The 16863-nt window shown below is 42.3% G+C and carries 23 protein-coding genes and 1 pseudogene; 7 read left to right on the forward strand and 17 right to left on the reverse strand.

Annotated features, from left to right (window positions below):
• The first annotated feature begins 22 nt into the window (after window positions 1–22).
• Window positions 23–973 (forward strand): siderophore ABC transporter substrate-binding protein, encoded by a 951-nt coding sequence (locus tag LGZ99_RS16975; protein ID WP_036838435.1) that lies wholly within the window; start codon window positions 23–25, stop codon window positions 971–973.
• 600 nt (window positions 974–1573) lie between these two features.
• Window positions 1574–2242 (forward strand): DUF4277 domain-containing protein, encoded by a 669-nt coding sequence (locus LGZ99_RS16980; RefSeq protein WP_036838437.1) that lies wholly within the window; start codon window positions 1574–1576, stop codon window positions 2240–2242.
• Here the strand turns inward: LGZ99_RS16980 and LGZ99_RS16985 are convergent.
• The 6 genes from LGZ99_RS16985 to LGZ99_RS17010 form a co-directional block, all read right to left on the reverse strand.
• Entirely contained in the window at window positions 2136–4778 is a 2643-nt protein-coding gene (locus LGZ99_RS16985) for a Tn3 family transposase (RefSeq protein ID WP_262979365.1), read from the reverse strand. The genes LGZ99_RS16980 and LGZ99_RS16985 overlap by 107 nt on opposite strands.
• Before the next feature lie 150 nt (window positions 4779–4928).
• Window positions 4929–5255 carry a DUF4158 domain-containing protein gene (locus LGZ99_RS16990; protein ID WP_262979366.1) on the reverse strand — a complete coding sequence of 109 codons (327 nt, stop codon included), beginning with the start codon at window positions 5253–5255 and terminating at the stop codon, window positions 4929–4931.
• Window positions 5256–5286: 31 nt separating this feature from the next.
• Window positions 5287–5601 carry a type II toxin-antitoxin system RelE/ParE family toxin gene (locus LGZ99_RS16995; RefSeq protein WP_036838440.1) on the reverse strand — a complete coding sequence of 105 codons (315 nt, stop codon included), beginning with the start codon at window positions 5599–5601 and terminating at the stop codon, window positions 5287–5289.
• Between the two features lie 5 nt (window positions 5602–5606).
• On the reverse strand, window positions 5607–5885 hold the full coding sequence (locus LGZ99_RS17000; RefSeq protein ID WP_021326453.1) for a hypothetical protein: 279 nt from the start codon (window positions 5883–5885) through the stop codon (window positions 5607–5609).
• A 25-nt stretch (window positions 5886–5910) separates the two neighbouring features.
• On the reverse strand, window positions 5911–6171 hold the full coding sequence (locus tag LGZ99_RS17005; RefSeq protein ID WP_036838443.1) for a type II toxin-antitoxin system Phd/YefM family antitoxin: 261 nt from the start codon (window positions 6169–6171) through the stop codon (window positions 5911–5913).
• Between the two features lie 91 nt (window positions 6172–6262).
• Window positions 6263–6844 carry a plasmid pRiA4b ORF-3 family protein gene (locus LGZ99_RS17010; protein ID WP_262979367.1) on the reverse strand — a complete coding sequence of 194 codons (582 nt, stop codon included), beginning with the start codon at window positions 6842–6844 and terminating at the stop codon, window positions 6263–6265.
• A 543-nt stretch (window positions 6845–7387) separates the two neighbouring features.
• Between LGZ99_RS17010 and LGZ99_RS17015 the strand changes: the two genes are divergently transcribed.
• Together LGZ99_RS17015 and LGZ99_RS17020 are read left to right on the forward strand one after the other, a co-directional pair.
• The gene (locus LGZ99_RS17015) at window positions 7388–7837 is read left to right on the forward strand and encodes a site-specific integrase (RefSeq protein ID WP_051769373.1); all 450 of its coding nucleotides are present in this window, start codon (window positions 7388–7390) and stop codon (window positions 7835–7837) included.
• A 53-nt stretch (window positions 7838–7890) separates the two neighbouring features.
• Window positions 7891–8448: a tyrosine-type recombinase/integrase gene (locus tag LGZ99_RS17020; protein ID WP_235184742.1), complete on the forward strand. Its 558-nt coding sequence runs from the start codon at window positions 7891–7893 to the stop codon at window positions 8446–8448.
• Here LGZ99_RS17020 and LGZ99_RS17025 read toward each other — a convergent pair.
• The gene (locus LGZ99_RS17025) at window positions 8445–8633 is read right to left on the reverse strand and encodes a hypothetical protein (protein WP_152552727.1); all 189 of its coding nucleotides are present in this window, start codon (window positions 8631–8633) and stop codon (window positions 8445–8447) included. The two genes, LGZ99_RS17020 and LGZ99_RS17025, sit on opposite strands and share 4 nt — an antisense overlap.
• Window positions 8634–8814: 181 nt before the next feature.
• On the opposite strand from LGZ99_RS17025, the gene LGZ99_RS17030 reads away from it, so the two are divergent.
• Window positions 8815–8955, forward strand: coding sequence for a hypothetical protein (locus tag LGZ99_RS17030; RefSeq protein ID WP_160171154.1), 141 nt, complete (start codon window positions 8815–8817; stop codon window positions 8953–8955).
• Window positions 8956–9025: 70 nt separating this feature from the next.
• On the opposite strand, the pseudogene LGZ99_RS17035 reads toward LGZ99_RS17030, so the two are convergent.
• The 10 genes and pseudogenes from LGZ99_RS17035 to LGZ99_RS17080 form a co-directional block, all read right to left on the reverse strand.
• Window positions 9026–9538 (reverse strand): annotated as a pseudogene (locus tag LGZ99_RS17035) (aminotransferase class I/II-fold pyridoxal phosphate-dependent enzyme); the annotation flags it as partial.
• A 179-nt stretch (window positions 9539–9717) separates the two neighbouring features.
• A complete protein-coding gene (locus tag LGZ99_RS17040) occupies window positions 9718–10086 on the reverse strand; it encodes a Mor transcription activator family protein (RefSeq protein WP_112896822.1) in 369 nt (122 codons plus the stop codon).
• Window positions 10079–10507 carry a gp16 family protein gene (locus tag LGZ99_RS17045; RefSeq protein WP_112896821.1) on the reverse strand — a complete coding sequence of 143 codons (429 nt, stop codon included), beginning with the start codon at window positions 10505–10507 and terminating at the stop codon, window positions 10079–10081. Before LGZ99_RS17045 ends, LGZ99_RS17040 begins: the two co-directional genes overlap by 8 nt.
• Before the next feature lie 98 nt (window positions 10508–10605).
• Window positions 10606–10797 (reverse strand): hypothetical protein, encoded by a 192-nt coding sequence (locus tag LGZ99_RS17050; RefSeq protein WP_112896820.1) that lies wholly within the window; start codon window positions 10795–10797, stop codon window positions 10606–10608.
• A complete protein-coding gene (locus tag LGZ99_RS17055; protein WP_112896819.1) occupies window positions 10760–10960 on the reverse strand; it encodes a hypothetical protein in 201 nt (66 codons plus the stop codon). Before LGZ99_RS17055 ends, LGZ99_RS17050 begins: the two co-directional genes overlap by 38 nt.
• Before the next feature lie 260 nt (window positions 10961–11220).
• Complete coding sequence (locus tag LGZ99_RS17060; RefSeq protein WP_262979368.1) at window positions 11221–12387, reverse strand: ExeA family protein; 1167 nt, start codon at window positions 12385–12387, stop codon at window positions 11221–11223.
• 238 nt (window positions 12388–12625) lie between these two features.
• Complete coding sequence (locus LGZ99_RS17065) at window positions 12626–14410, reverse strand: integrase (RefSeq protein ID WP_262979369.1); 1785 nt, start codon at window positions 14408–14410, stop codon at window positions 12626–12628.
• 52 nt (window positions 14411–14462) lie between these two features.
• Complete coding sequence (locus LGZ99_RS17070) at window positions 14463–15419, reverse strand: DUF3102 domain-containing protein (protein ID WP_262979370.1); 957 nt, start codon at window positions 15417–15419, stop codon at window positions 14463–14465.
• Between the two features lie 19 nt (window positions 15420–15438).
• Window positions 15439–15747 carry a helix-turn-helix domain-containing protein gene (locus LGZ99_RS17075; RefSeq protein WP_113025707.1) on the reverse strand — a complete coding sequence of 103 codons (309 nt, stop codon included), beginning with the start codon at window positions 15745–15747 and terminating at the stop codon, window positions 15439–15441.
• Window positions 15748–15813: 66 nt separating this feature from the next.
• Window positions 15814–16002, reverse strand: a complete 189-nt coding sequence (locus LGZ99_RS17080; protein WP_036777229.1) for a DNA-binding protein — start codon at window positions 16000–16002, stop codon at window positions 15814–15816.
• Between the two features lie 90 nt (window positions 16003–16092).
• On the opposite strand from LGZ99_RS17080, the gene LGZ99_RS17085 reads away from it, so the two are divergent.
• Together LGZ99_RS17085 and LGZ99_RS17090 are read left to right on the forward strand one after the other, a co-directional pair.
• Window positions 16093–16509, forward strand: coding sequence for a helix-turn-helix domain-containing protein (locus LGZ99_RS17085; RefSeq protein ID WP_082111258.1), 417 nt, complete (start codon window positions 16093–16095; stop codon window positions 16507–16509).
• 16 nt (window positions 16510–16525) lie between these two features.
• A partial coding sequence (locus LGZ99_RS17090; protein WP_262979371.1) for a hypothetical protein occupies window positions 16526–16863 on the forward strand: 338 nt, incomplete at its 3' end.

Genomic DNA, 16863 nt, shown 5'->3' on the forward strand with positions numbered 1-16863 from the left:
ATCCTTTCTTGGAGCGCGATATATGAAAAAGATAATTCCTGTCGTTCTGGCTTCATTATTTGTTGTTGCAAGCCATTCCGCATTTAGTCAGACATCTGCTGTATTCACTCCAAATACTGTTGCTTCTCAGGTTGGCGATAGAATCACAGTGAAACATCTTTCTGGTGAAACGGATGTCAAAAGGAATCCTCAGAAAGTCGTTTTATTTAATTTCGGTACTTATGATTCATTAGCTAAATTAGGCTTGTCAGATCGGGTTGTTGCACTACCTACTGGTAATACGCCTGAATATCTCCGCAATAATTTGCCTAAAGAGGTAAAAAATGCAGGTGGTATAAAAGAGCCGAATTTGGAAGAGTTGGCGAAAATTAAACCCGATCTGATCGTTATTACCGCCCGCCAAGGGCCTTTCTATGAGCGTCTGTCAAAGATAGCTCCAACCATTAATCTGGGAACTGATAGTAAAAATTATCTGGTTTCAGTTGAAAGTAACCTGAAGTTATTAGGTGAGTTGTTTAGTAAGCAAAATGAAGTGAAAGAGCAGATTGTTGAATTGGAAAAAACAATTGCTAAAGCTCAGGATAAAGCTAAAGCTTCTGGTGCTAAGGTTTTAGTATTATTGCATAACGCAGACAAATTAATGCTGAATAACCAGAGCGTCGTGTTTGATGTGGTTAAGGCACAGAAAGCGGAAGTGCTTATTCCGGTTGGTGAGGATAAAACCAAACGCATTATGGTGACTTCCGACATGATTGCTCAGGCCAATCCAGATGTGATTCTCATTATTGATCGCAGTGAAGCAATTGGTGCCGGTAAACTTGATAAAGCACAGTTTGAAGATGATAAAGTAAAATCTACTTCTGCATATAAGAATAGCAAAATTACTTATCTTAAATCTGATCTGTGGTATTTATCTGGTGGTGGTTTGGAAAGTTTAACAGCACAAATTAAAGCTGTTGAGGATGCCCTTTAATCACGCCGCTTTTGTCATAGTTGAATTTGGGCTGTGATTGAAGTTCTATAATGTATTGTTTTAGAGCCTATCCCGGTAGCCTTAATGGGATAGGCTGTTAATTTGACAGTTAATATTACCGGTGACTGTTAGGTTTAAAGATCTTTTAAGGTGGGTAAATAATTCGATGTTATGCTGATATTGGAGGAGAAAACATCAGGAAAAACAGGTTTTAAATTGATTAACAAGGTTAATTAAATAATAAAAACATGAGATTATATTAAAACGTTTGACAGAGTTAACTATATAAAGAAAAAAGAACTATTGCATTTAACAGTATTAAAAACCATTAAAAAGAATAGGCTTTGATTTTAATACCATTGATATCTCTTTTACCCTCTCTGGTTTGAAACCTAAAAAATCAAATACAGGAAAAGGAAAAGCGAGAAAATCTGAATATCAATTTAATGAAAATGGGAAAGTTTAAATCCGTCATTCCGCACCTAATTCCTGATTTAAAAATAGTGTAATCTTTCACCTGTTTTGTGTATTTATTGCGTTGATGATATTGACGGCGGTCTCCAATTTTGATCTATTACTTTTATTTGCCGGAAAGTCAATATGTCCACGCCAGCGCCTGTCATTAAACGTCTTGATCATCTGGGTATTATCGCTGCTTTTTGTCATGAAGTTCGTTTGCCTCGCATGATTGATTCCATCATCCCAAAACATTCGGAGCATACCGTTTCTCATGGGGATGCCTTCCGCGCGATGATCCTCAACGGACTGGGATTTCACAGTCGAACACTGCATATGTTTCCCGGCTTTTTTCAGCATAAACCGATTGAACGTTTAATTGGTCCTGGCATTGATGCAGAGCATCTGAATGACGATGTGCTTGATATGGAAGCATTACTTTCCACTGACAAAGCCCAACAAAAGGTTGAGCGGGGCTTCCGGTTCCTGAAAAGCCCGGAATTCCTGACATCCTCCCTGTATCTGAAAAAACCAGAACGCATAGAAGCCTTATTGATGGTGATGACGTGCAGTTTAATGGTTTATGCCGCTCTGGAACATAAAATCCGCACCGGACTAAAACAAAACGCCGCCTTTTACCCGGATCTGAAAAACCAGCAGACTCAGTCTCCCACAGCACGTTGGGTGTTTTTAACCTTCGAAGGAATTAACGCCTTTGAATTTCAAGGACACCGGATGGTGACGGGAATGCAGCCATACCAGAATGCATTATTGAAAATATTGGGTCAATTATATGAGTCTTTTTATTCCTGAATGGGGTGCGGAATGTCGGTTCCACATCAATCTTCCCATTATTTCTCTTAAAGTTGTATCGCCCCGTGAACAATGTGTGTGTCCAGGCAATCGGTGAAATCCGCGTAAACTCATCAATAATTTCTTGAGAAACATCATTGACTAGCATCTTTTGGTAGACCGCATTCAGGATCATACTGTTGTAGGCAATGATGCAGTTGGCAACCAATCTGGCCGCATGGGCACTGACCCGGTTTTCAACGATTTTTTTACCCTTGAAGATACCGTTGTAGGTTTTTCGGATGTTACTTTGGAGCTGATGATAGGCTTCCGTACGGTTTCGGGCACTTCGGATCGCTTTTCTCAGTGCCATATCATCAATCAGATTGAGGACATGAGTGCTCTTGAAGATGGCATTATATTCAAACAACGCCGCTTTTAATCTGGCGTAACGGGCATGAGAGTTGAGTTTGCGGATGATATTGCCCTGGGTGTTTTCCTGCATGATAAGCGAAAGCAATACACGCAGAACTCTTCGCCGCTGAGAGCGGATACGTTCGACATTAATCACCCCTTTGGGTTTGAGGATACCGGTATCATAATCCAGGGGTTTAGCTGAATAAATATCGTCAGCTGCGTGACGCACATTCTTGATGCTGGGAACATAATCCACATCAATGGAATCCAGCGTGACAAAATTCAGCTTGTTCAATGAGTGGTTATCCCCTGTCACCATATGGATATCAATATCCGTTTTATTGTTGTAAATCATGTCGTACAGCGAATGGCCTTCGTACTCGTTCAGGCCGATATTTTTCGCATTAACCGCCACGTAATTGGCGAACAGTGTGTAGAGCGAGATGCCCCGGCCTTTACCCAGATGCTTTCTGGAATAACGCGATTGTATCGTACTGTCTGTGGTCGCGAACTTTTGCCCGTCTGCATCAGCCAATACTTTGTCATCCATGAGGTTCCATTGTTTGAAGATCGCCAGTGAATGAATATGATTACTGACTATTTCATTGGCAGCACAAAGCGTATCAACCCGAATAAAATCCTCCCGTATTGCGCGAAGCTGGTTGAGTTCCAAATCTGACATATCGGCCATTTTCAAGGCACCAAACCCAAAGGCTTCCGACAGCAAACAAGCATTAATTGCCAGCGGTAACGGTTTTTTCCGCTTGGTATAACGGTCTTTCATGTGAGTAAATCCACACCACATGTCAGTCAGTTCACCGATGAACATGACAATGTTAGCAATTTCGATTTTGGGCAAGTTTTTGAAAAAAACATCGTCCAGCTTTTCAACGCTGTCATAGCGCAGGCTCCAGTGTTGTTGTCCGGTTTTGGTTTCACGAACGTTAAAGCCAGGGTTGTTATTTTCACGAATATTGTGAGTCGTCCTCTCCCATGCCTCATCCAGCCCCTGTAGCGCTTCATCAAGACGCTGGTCACAGTAAACAGGGAGACTGGAATAACCAAATTCCTCAGCGATCTTCTCAACGTTATCGACTAGCGCATCGTCAACCAGATCGGTATCAATATCACAGTACGAGACACTGTCACTGCAATACAGACGGCCTCGTTCAATCTCATGGAGAACCTTTAGATAGATAAAAAATTCAAATAAATACGGATCAATTCGGGTATCCGAGGATTTCCGCTTCAGGTAGGCATTCATGCCTTTAGGAATCGTGAATCCCAGCTCATCGCAGATTTTTAAGGCGGATGGACTTTTACCGCTGGCATAATGTGTTTTCAACACATGAATCAGTTCGCCGATATAGCTGTTTTTCTTGTAATATTCCAGTCTTACTCTGGTAAATACCGGACGCAGATACAGCGAGAGCAAGCGGGATGACTTACCATAGTATTCCCACAACGCCGCTTTCTTATCAAAAGATTTGCCTTCCAAAAATTCTGCCATGACTGAAAATTGTGTTTTGGGCAACATACTGAAAGCCACTTCATTCAGTTCGGCTTGGCTCATGTTCGGATCCCGCTCTGGAAACCATTTCAGAAACTTTGCCAGTCCGGGAAAGTCTGTGACTACTCTGGAACTGTGCTCCATGTGTGCTATCGACGCATAAATTTTGCCCGCATCCATGATCGCCCGCGTGTGATAACAAAAACTCACAATCAGATTATCCATGATCTGCTGATAGCGGTGATAGACGAAGCACAATTCCTGTAGCCATTGTTGTGTTTTGCTCAATCTCCGCAACCGGGAAGCAGCATATTGCTCGGCAATTTCCGCATAGTAACGAATGGCATTTTTTGACAACCCCAGAGAAGGAAGAAAGTCCCTGGCAAACTGATAAAGATCTTCAATACGTAATGCTTTGTCTACTTCCATTCTGACGGCGGTGTACTGAAAATCCTTTTGATCGGCACGGATAATATTGAGTGTGGTGATACCGTCATCCCGTTGCACCAAAGCAACAAGTTGATCAATGATTGCTGTGGGCAGCGAGGAAACTGCAACATTCAGGCGATTTTCCTCCGCAATAAATGCGTGGCTGAACATATCCTGTAGTATTCGGTAGGACGGAATCATCAACTTTTGATGCCCAAAGTACGCCAGCAGTTGACGAAACGCATTGTGCCCTTTGGGATAGTAACGCAACAAATAGGCGAGATGAGATTTTATTTCAGCCGTATATTGAGAAGACCAGTTTCGGTAACCAAAGAGCGAGAGTATTGCCTGTCACTGACTGCGCATATATTTGCGGGAGAGTGTGCCTTTGAACAGGGCCGCATCAGTATCGCTATAATAAGTGGCCACAATATACTGAACATCATGGCTGACCTCATCAAGTGACAGGTTGAAAAACGGTTGTTTAGCCTTGAAATAGCCCAGTTGCAGGATGAAATGAATACGGGTCTGGATATTACGGAACTGTTCGAGAGCAGCCCGTTCTGCCGGACTTAAGGAAAAATACAGGTTTTGTTCGTGATCATTGAATTCGGGACGGGCATAAAGTTCTTCGATTTCTGTACTGGATAATAAGTGAATACGCTTGATATTTTCCATTGTGAGTCCCGGATTCAGTGAGGCCAAACAGTCAAATCATCCCGCGTCCGTCCAAATGATTTGCGGGCACCATTCGTTTGTGCAATACACCAAATATAACGGGTTGCCGTTCATGGATTATGTAATAAATAACATGACTGACATGAGGAAAACTCAATACTTCCGCTCCCACGTCCGGCCGGCCTCTCCCCAGAGCAGGGGTAACAGCCAGCAAACGAAAGGTTTGTTGAAGTTCTGACAGGTATTTTTCCGATTGCATCTTACCCCATTGCTGTACAGTAAAACGGCGGATTTCAATAAGATCGGCCTGTGCATCAGGCGTTAAGCGGTAGTTTGGTATGTCCATTATGGTTAATGATCCCTGGGAACGTCGATAATGCCCTCAGCAATACCCTGAGCCAGCATTTCCATCAGTTTGGCGAATCGGAAAAATCCGGTGTATTGCTGGCAGATATCATCCAATTGGGCAGTTGATGTACTGTCTATCACCTGTTTGAATATACCCATATAGTCGTAACACGTTTTCAGTAATTGCGTATCGCCGGTCTCGGTAAGAGGAAAACGGGTAGCATAGTCGTGTATACGCTTCACCCGCTGTAATTGTTCTGCACTCAGCCCGGCTACAGACATTTTTTTCTCCTTAATATGTGAAGTTCTAATCGTACAGACCTGATCTCAGTTCATTAAAAAAAGCTTCACCATCTGCGGTGTTACCGGATTCAATATCAACGCTGGCCTGTGCCGCTCTTGACTGTAATAATTTTAACCGGAGTGTTTCAATACTTTCGTACTCATCCATTGAGATAACCACCGCGACGGGTTTTCCGTTTTTATTTATTTGGATTGGGGCACGTTGTGCTTTGAGTAGCATGTCGCCAAACTGAGTTTTGGCTTCATTGGCAGAAAGAGCATCCATAATAATCCCCTCATTGAATAATGGTATGATTCAAACAATATAAACGAATCGAACGACTTGATCAAATTTAAATCTATCAAAAAGTATACTTTTAGAGAGTCCAGTCTAAGCCTTGCGAATAGTTAGGCGTGTAAAAATCATAGTTTTTTAATAACTGATTGAGTCGATGGCGGTTAAACGTGACGCGATTGAACTCGTCGATGAATTCTTGGATGTCACCAAAGGTGGTATTGTCATCACTGTCAACAATAGCTTCTAAGAGTTTAATGGTCGCTTCTGTTTCATCATATTGGGTGGCATCAGGCATACCTTGTCCACTGAGACAGAATGGTGTGCTTTTATTTGAATCAGGTTCAATTGCCTCAATACGAATATCTAACAACCCGTGCCGAAAGAAATTATAGTGATACGTGAATTTATCACGGTTTTCGAAATGAAAAGACTCAAGGGAAATTGTCCAGGGGTCATCATAAAAGCCGAGCCCCCCTTCATAGCCGATGCCATAGTCTTTGCCGTAGATATGAAAGGTGTGGAGGTAGTCATTATCCCAACCAAAAGCAAATTGTAGTAGAAAATGGAGGGCGCCCAATGACATATCACTCTTTATTCGGAAGCGTCGCCAGATCATGGGGCTGATACCCCGAATGGCAGCTTTGACTATGTATATGGGCATAATTTTCCTTTCACCATGATGATAAAGCGCACGATCATACTAATTGATGAAAGGGGATACCCCACAGATTTTTATGCTCTCGTGTACTGGTGAATATTCATTGATCATTCCCGTTGACAAATACCCCCTATGTGATCCTCCTGGGGCGAAATCCGACAAAACGGCAAGCATGCCGTAGACAAGAATCTGAAATTATATACCTGAGCCGTTTTCTTGATATTGACCCTATAAGTGGTATGTGATTGACCTCGCCTCAATCGAAAAAAACGGAATGCCAATAACATTACATAAGGGGGCTTATGTTATAGTTATTTTTAACAGGGAGCAGGGGGGTTAATGCAGAACAATGACGGGGCGCAATCTTTGTGCAGCAAGGATTGCCCCAAGGATCATCGTGAAAACCCCGCTGATTGCTCACCCCTGCAAATGATCACCCATCGGCCATAAATGCAGGGGGTTATCGCTAATAATGAATGATGCGCGTACGTGAAATCTGAGCAACATGACGGGGGTTTTCCTGCCCGACTTTTTACGTAGCGCAATTTGTCGGGAGGTTTTTTTATAGCGGGTGGATTAGCGCTGGTTGGCCGTGATGTGGTACTGATCCCGGATAACCCCGACCTGAATGAGGAAGTGCTTCGCAACCTCAATGCGTTTATCAAAGACAAAGAAGCCTTTGCGGACAACACTTGGCTACAATTCATAATGGCGGTAAGACTATGGTGTCGCTGGTGTCTTGCCCAAGGGCACCCCTATCTGCCCGTTGACGCCGATTACCTGCGGGATTATCTGCTGGAGCTGCATGAAAACGGGCTGGCACCGGCCACTATCAGTAATTATACCGCCATGCTGAACCTGTTGCACCGGCAGGCGGGATTGATCCCCGCCGGTGACAGCCAAAAAGTGAAACGGGTACTAAAAAAATTAACCGAATCTCAATCATTAACGGTGAAACCGAGGGACAAGCGATACCCTTCAGGATCACCGACCTGAATCAGATTGATGCGGTATGGCAAGCATCGGACAGGCTGAAAGAGATCCGCAATCTGGCCTTCCTGTTTATTGCCTACAATACCCTGTTGCGGATTTCCAATATTGCCCGACTCCAAGTGAAGGACTTGATTTTTAACCGCGATGGCAGTGTGATGCTAAACATTGGTTACACCAAAACCATTGTGGACGGCCAAGGGATAACCAAAGCGCTGAGCCCAAGGGCGTCAGCCAGTCTGTTGCGGTGGCTCAACGTTGCCGGCTTGATTGACCATCACGACGCGTACATTTTTTGTAAGGTGCATCGGGTAAATAAGGCCATTATTACCACAGCGAAGCCATTAACCCGCCCTAATTTGGAACGGATTTTCTCCGCAGCGTGGGCGGTGGTGCAGGGGGATAAGAAGGGGGTGGAAAACAAGGGACGCTACACGACCTGGACCGGTCACAGTGCGCGGGTGGGCGCCGCGCAGGATATGACGGAATCCGGCTATTCTCTCGCTCAGATTATGCATGAAGGGACGTGGACAAAAGCGGAAACCGTCTTGGGGTACATCCGTCATATCGAGGCCAAAAAGAGTGTCATGATTGACCTCGTAGAGGGAAAATCTTAACCGTCAAACAAGATGGAATACCGGCGTGAAAGATGCACTCTGGAAAGGCCGGTCATCCTTGCTACTGCCGATTTTGTCGGCTTTTGACCTAAACGTTTCAGGGTTTTTATCGCCGCCTTTATCTCCGCCTCACTTTTCTCCGTGAGCAGGGTATGTGTTCTATAGGCTGATGCCTGTCTTGGCATGCAGCTTTGGAGTGAGAGGAGCGCTCTATCCGGGGATATCCATAGACACTCCGTTCGACGTGCTCTGGTCTGACTTGTGGAGGCTATCACCTCTAGAGTTATTTGTCACCCTGCCGCACAAGCAGCTTAGAAATCATTCGATATACTCATAGGTTCACTGCCTACAGGCAGCTTAGAAAATATGTTCACCGAAATTAAAGGCACTGCCGAGCAGGCAGACTATGAAGCCGGTCACCTGGCTTTCAATTTACCTCGGCGCTACCTGAAACTTTTATTATGGAAAGCTTCAGGTATGATAATAGAATTAAAGCAGGGCTATTAACGCCCTGCTTTGTTATCGAGTTTTGGCTAAAATATATAATCCGACCAAATTTCGTGGATACTTTTTTATTTTATGGCATTAGCTGAACTAAACCATTGATTGCTTTTTCAAGATATTGACGAGGGCAACCCAAATTTATCCGGATAAATCCTTTTCCCCTGTCGCCAAAACTCCATCCCATTGAAACGACTAGTTTGGCTTTTTGTAGTAAGACCCGTTGCAAGGTGTCATCATCCAAATCTAAATCGCGACAATCCAGCCAGGCCAGGTATGTACCTTCTGCTTTTGTCATTCGGCACCAAGGAACCGCAGACAAAGCCTGCTCGAACCAGAAACGGTTTTCCGCCAGGTAATGTTGTAGCTCATCAAGCCATACATCTCCGTGTTGATAGGCTGCTGTAGCCGCAGTCATCGATAGCGCGTTGAATACATCCAGTCCATGCGCATTCAACCGATTGATAAAGGCATGTCGAAGTTCGGGATTGGGAATGAGAAAATTTGATATACGGAGTGACGAAAGTCCAAATGCCTTACTTGTTGAGGTGGCGGCAATGACGTTGCTATGCCATTCATTCCCCAGATGCTGATCATAAGTAAGATATTTGAAAAGAAACTGAAAGATAATTATGGGAAAAACTTGGACTAAGTGGGAAGTTATGGAGATTCAATTGTAAATCCTTTTCAGTATTTGAAAGGCAGACCGAACGAGAATCATGCTTAGTCTGCCACCTGATTTTACTAAGCTCAATCAGTTTGACCTGCCTATTCAGACTCGTTATCGAATAACTTACCTTGCAGGCGATCTAGTTCCTCCTTTCGAATACGTTTCACTACGCTGTAAATCCATTGAATAGAAACACCAAACTTACGAGCCAGATCATGATGATTTTTACCGTTAAATTCGTTGAAAATCTCACGATCACGGAGGCTGACTTTCCAAATCATGCCCATAGGAAAATAGACATTCTGACCGCCCCAAACCTGCATCATATGGTTAGCAACAGCTTCACCAATTTGCTCGGCTAACGCAGGCTCAACATGGATTATTTCACTGACCGTGCAGGCTGTATGCTGTGCCAGTTCGACCAGCAGCTCAGGACCTTTGCTACGAAAATTATTCACATCATTCATACTTTTTCCTCGTGACGTGGTTCTGCCACTTCTTCAGTTTTTCAATAATGCTGCTGGCTTGGTCTGAATCCAACCACTGTAAACCATCAATATCCGTTTCACGCTTAATCCAGTGAGCTAAGGCTTGTTCAGAACCATTACGAACAATACCTATAGATGCCATTTCTAGCCACAATGCACGTATCTTCTTTGATTGGGGATGACTATCTAATGGACGTGATGTTTTGGATTTCCTAAAAGATTTAATCTTAAAACCGCGTTTTTTCATAGCTTCCAAAACGCGAGTTAACTGCGGGATATCCATCTCCCGCGTAGAGGCTTTTCCGGTTTCTGAAAGTAACATCTGGCGATACGTATCCTCGTCTAGTTTTAGATCACTACGTGCAATATGAATAAGCTGAATAAGTTTCTGTTTTGCCATCTTATTCATCCTCTACTATGTACTCTTGAATTAAGTAAACCAGAATAGCCAGTATTAACTTGATACTACTGAACTTGGCTTTTCGGTATAAGGCCGTTTTATCCATGTGTGGTCTCCAGTGGCTGTAAATCCCATGTTGACACAGAGACACCGTATTGCTGACTGCAATGTGGACAAACCAAGATTAAATCAACAACCCACTCACCAAATTCAGGAGTCTGAATAACCTTGGCTTGTTTTAGATTCATTTTTTCAACAGGTTGTTTGCAGTGATGACATGTTATTTTCATAAGTATGTTCCTTACTTAATTTTCTGTTCAAATGGATAATTGAAAAATCTTCTTTACCTGAATTAATTGATATTTCATTAATATCTTTTACAACAGCTTTATTTACATAATTACGGGTGTAGGAAGCCGCTGTAGCTTTAAACATAATTTTTCTTTTTGCCATGTTTAATTACCCTGTTACTTAATAAATATGTTTATTAATACCAATATATTTTCTTCTTTTCCTCAACAAAGAAACCTTTTTTTTCAAGTAGATCGACAATGAAATGCCGAACTTAATATTTACAAGACTTCCATTTCTTTGGTTATAGTATGTTCCATCCTTGTTGCAACCAATTTGAAACCAATAAAACCAGAAATTATTCGAATCCGCCTATTGTTAATATTAATTGTTAAATAGAACTTTTTCTTATAATGATATCTTCAGCTAACACTGCGAATGATATTGGCATCAACCATAGGTATCTCATTAATTGCAGCCATGTTCATAGCTGCAATAATCAAGTTTCCGATAGCTAATGGATATAATAAACTAACAGTTTCTTTACTGCTATGCCGACTAAGACATAAACGGTCACGGATAGCACCAATAGCGCTATTATCTAAAATCTTATTAGTCTTCATGCCTACGCGACCAAATTTAAAATCCAAAAATGTTTCCAGATAATCATTAAGAGGAAACAAATTAACAACTTCACAACGTTGCACTACTTCACGAACCTCTTGATTACGTTCAGATAGCTTCAATTCCAGTTCAGGCTGACCAATCAAAATGATCGATAACAGTTTTTTAAATCCATCTTCCAGTTCAAAGAATCGTTTAAGGTGTTTTAATGTTGGTAAAGGCAACGAGTGTGCTTCTTCTATTATTAACACATGTTGGTAGCCAGCCCGTGAACTGTCTTTCAATATCTTGTGCAACTGGTGGAAGCGTGCTTCAGGCGATCGTTTCAAGTTTTCCAATGGCGCTAAGGTATTCACAATAGCTTCAGCAATGTTTGATGCTTTCAAGGTCTTACCTTTTACATCATTGTCTTCCATTGCTAATACGTAGGGTTCAATAACAATAACGGGGGTATTCTCCCTGTTAATACGGTCAATAAGATCACGACGCAATGTCGTTTTACCTGAACCCGACTCCCCTGATACTGCCAGAAAACCACCATAGCGGGCTGTTTGATACATGGCTTCCCGTACATAACGGCTATCTGGAGTCACAAAAACATCTTCAGCACTTTGAATTGCGCTATCTTCAAATGGATCACGAAATAAACCAAAGTGCTTTTTCGTAGCTGGAAATAACACTTGTTTTTTTAGTAACATGTATTCCTCCTCAGAAATGAGGGTTGTATTTTTATTATCGGTATCTGATTTATCGGTTGTTTGTACCACCTCAAAACTTTTTGCGGTATCGATACCTCTTTTTGCCAAGAAATCAGTAATACGCTGACGAATTGCATCTGCGTTCTGTCGTGGCCATATATTGTGGTTAACAATTTGAGCCAACGCCGCCGCTGAAATTCCTGCCGCACTTGCGGCTGCACTTTGCGTTAACTGATGTGCCTGTAATTGCTGTTTAAACACCAGCATAATAATCCCCCGTTAAGCGGCTATCTTTATTTCTGCATATGCCATTGATAATAAGAGATAGCAACATCACTCCCTGGCAAAATATCCTATATACTTCCTACGTTATAATGAGTTTCACGAAAACAAATTGGGTCACTTTTATAAATAAACCTCAGTTGTATTTTGAATTGTCAATGAAAGTAGTGGATCATGAACTTTAATTGCCATTTTTCTTTTCCTTAATATACACCATGAAAAACTAATTACCGTTAACAATACTGTGTGCAATAGTTGTTGATTTCCCCATGAATTCATCAACCAACTCATCAATTTGATCTGTTGGAACACCATTAGGAAAGCGTTTAACTATTTGCTGATAAAATTCACCACTCCATGTCTTACCATGTGATTGGAACCGTTCACGTAAAATTTTGACAACATCAACGGGGTTCATAAGCTGTTCAATTCGTGGACTATGTACCGTAGAGGCTTGTCCACGTTTTGGCATATACGTTGGTGCATCATTACGTTCAATATCCAAATATGGATCAAACCGACCATTGAGGGGAAGTGTTTTCAATTTACGTGCTATTTCAGTTTCAGCCGTGCTGTTTGTCCCCATGATTTTCTGTTCAACTTCGGCTAAATTACGTTGTGCAATTGTTTGAGGAGTGGCTTGGAATTCACTACCAATTACAGGTGCACCGATGGCAAAGCCGTATTCATCTTTAGTGACTTCATTAACAAGATGGAAAGCATCAAAACCATCTTCACCAGTAATGACTACCTGTGCTTCTTCGTCACGCCACGGATTGCGGGTGATCATGATTGAATCACCAACACTCACGCTAGGAACGGTACTGACGTCATACTCACGTCCCCTGAAAGATACTCTCAAGGTTGACTGTACTTTACGGCTTTCTGGTGCACCAATTGCCAATTCACGACAAACGTTAATGGCAGGTGCTTTTACTAACTGTTCTGCTGTGATTTTTAGCCAGCAATCTGTACGGGTTTGTCCATGTCGGCTATGTATTGCACTGCGGTTAAATTTCATACGCCATAGCCGTGCCAGACGGTTAAGTTCATCAATATCATCAACCTGTCGAAAACGTAAACCGGATTCGAAATTGCGTTCGATGATGTCACGCGCTTTTTCAACAGAGCCCGTAGCACGGGCGTTACGGGCCTTGTGTTGTATCATTTGAATGCCTAGGGCCTTACACAAGTTACGTAGTGTAGGTGCTGTCAAAGCTGAACCGGGGTCAGTAAATAAAATTTGGGGTACACCGTGTAACACATCTGCATCACCACGATCTTGCATTGCGTTAATCAATACAGAAGTAAAATTCTGACTGGTTTCACCGCCAAATAAGTATTCAACATATATCCAGCCACTTGTGTGATCTGTTAGTTCAAACGACCAGACGCGATCATTAATGATACGAGCTAGATTTTTAGGCTTATTTTTATTAAATTCAGCCACAGGCATCATGCGTAACCCACTGTCACTTCTATTGTTTTTATTAGGATTTTTTAGGTAATACAGTACACAAATTGAGGCGTCTAATTCCCAGACATGATTGGGATGCAGGCTAGCCAATTGTAGGCTGGGCGCAGGCACTTTCAACTGTTCAGGATGAAGTTTGTACTGGCGCAATGCACGACTAATAGCGTCAACGGATAACGGAGAAAATTCGCCCGTTTCAGTATCAATATGGCCTGCATTAATCAGGCCATTTGAACGCAGATCATTAATGGCCTGTTCGAGGCTATATAACCGTTTCCCTGTATTACGAGTGGCTTCCATCAATACCCCTGAGATTAGAGTTGCTTCTTCACGTGTCAGTGCGCTATTACCTGCATCAGAACGTTTCTTGCGTGGCTTTTTGCCAGAAACTTCACCAAGTTTTTTAATCAATGTTGAACGTGACATACATAGCTCTTCACAAGCCGCCCGATATATTGCCTCTTTACTGCCATGTCCGGCTTTATGTGCTGCTTGTGCAATAGCAACTAATCGTTCGGTCATTGTGGTATTCATGTTATTACCCTTATTTCTTCAGTTTCTTTTCAAGCATTTTTTCAATTCAAATTTATTCATGTGCCTCTTCCTTATCCATCCATTCTGGTCGTTTGAATCCTTCCTCTTCTGCCTCCGCTCCTTCTCTAGCCCAATTAGGTATAGTGTTACGTTCTCTATATTCAGGCAGATTAAAGTGGTTACGCAGGTTATGAATTTTAACTTCAAGGTCATCAAGTACGCCCGCCATAAATCCAATATGGCTAATGTCGGTACGTGTGGTATGGTTATTAAGCGTTTCAAATCCATTGAAAAGATTGGTGATAGCGGCATCAACAGCAAAAGACAATGAATTAACCTCTTGTGTTAAAGCAGCACCTTCTTCTTCAGGTTTCTCATGATTAATTCGGCGCTGAAGTTTGTGCTGGATTTCAGATTTCTCTTCAATCAAACTACTAACTAGTTCCTTTTTTTCCTGCACCGTCTGGCGTGAAATATCCAGATCAGCGCGTGTATCACGCAGGGCCTTACGCAGTTCGCGGACAGACATGCGATCAATATCATCTAATGTCAGACCAGCTACAGTGCCACCTTCAGCCAATTCAGACAGTTCATCATCGTCTTCAAGCATCAATTCATACAGTTTGGAACGTCCCAAAAGCGAAAACGTTTTCGCTTTTGTTTCTAATCCAGGTGAAAGAAATTTGAGTGCAGCTTGTGCCATTTTTTGGGCAATACGGGGTTCCAGACCGAGTTGATCCTTAACGATGTTAACAAACTCGCCATGAGGTTCATTCTCTTTAAGAATAATGAGGCGCTTCCCAGCTTCTAACATCGCTTCAGCACTCTGAGCCATGTAGAAACGGGTTTCATGGACGATGCGATCACGTTCATACGGCAAACCATCACCAAACTGTTCCATGATTTGCAGACGGTGTGTTGTCATAGCGTTGAGATTGACCTGTAGATCGTCGGCAAGTTGAACATCTTCGGCCAGTTTTACTGATGTTGTATTTTTTGAGCGTGCCATTATATAAATCCCCTGTTAATTAATTTCTGCTACCAGCGAGAACGCGCTGATTCATTTCCGTAATTCTAGCCTGGGTATTAGCCATTTCATTTGAGAACGATTGTGCTATTTGTAGTAATTGCATACCTGGTGCATATCTGCCGCTACCCAGTTTTTGCGCCAGTCCTTCTTCTATTAATGTATTTAGTGCGCGATTAATATTTGCAGGAGATTCCCCCAGTAATTCCGCTAATTCACCATTACTCAGCCCAGTCAAGGAATGACCACGTAGAGCCTTAAGAACCCGTAATATGCGCGTACCAGAACTGGAAACGTTAATTTTGCGCATGTCACATTCTCCCTTTTCAATATGTGATAATCTGTTACATAAAGTGATAAAATAGTTAGGCCAAATTTAAATGCCTAAACTTGGCGTTTTCAGACCTAGCTTTACAGCTATTTCATGGGCCTTTCCGTAATTAGCTTTGGATTGTCCATTAAGAACTCGGTATACAGCTTCACGGGAATACCCGTTCTCCTGTGCCCATTGGGTAATAGTGATGCCGTGTTGATGAAAGCGGCTTTTAATTTTCTCGGGTGTCATGCTATGGCCTCCGGTAATGCAATGATGTTTGTACAATACATGACATTATTGTCCCATTAATGGGACTTGTAAAGGGTTTTGGTGACAAAAATGTCTCTTGGTGAGAGATTAAAAAAAGAGCGTGAGCGATTGGGGTTTAGTCAGTCTGATTTCGCGGAGATGGTTGGCGCATCAAGAAAATCACAGATAAGGTGGGAAAAAGACGAATCTGCACCAGGAGCTGATGCTATAAGCCTTTGGGCAAAAGCTGGTCTTGATGTGTTGTACCTAATAACAGGGCAAGTTCAACAGTCAGCCTCTACCGCTTACAAAAACAGTGAGATAGATGCAGAATTACTGGGAAAAATTGTTCATAAACTAGATTCGATGGCACAACAGGCTAATCGCCGCTGGACGCCCGATGAACTCGTCCTGCAATCATCAAAAATATATAACTTTTTAATTAAAGAGTCGGTTGTCGATGACAGTAGAATTGACAGAGTATTAAAACTGGTTGTTAATCATTAAAAAATAAAGGATTTGCATGGACAGAAGAGATGAAGAATTACAAACATTAGCAGGACAAGTTTTTGATAGCCTTAAACAACTTCCCCAAGATGGGCAGGAACGACAGATAACCATCAGCGTTGGTGGCAATAATCATGGCTCTATTCATGTAGGTTCAGTCGTCAATATTAACCCCATGCCATCTCGCCCACGTGAGCTTCATGAAAGGGATAGTCGGGAATTACTTGCTATAAAACGAGAATTACTTATAAAAAATAAAGATGCTAAATGGCGTTATTACATCAATACACCTTGCCTGCTGTTACTTAGCCTCATGCTTATAGCATTCACGTTTGCCCTATGGAACGCTTATAT

The sequence above is a fragment of the Photorhabdus temperata genome (genome assembly GCF_025384845.1).
In the GTDB taxonomy this organism is placed as follows: domain Bacteria; phylum Pseudomonadota; class Gammaproteobacteria; order Enterobacterales; family Enterobacteriaceae; genus Photorhabdus; species Photorhabdus temperata.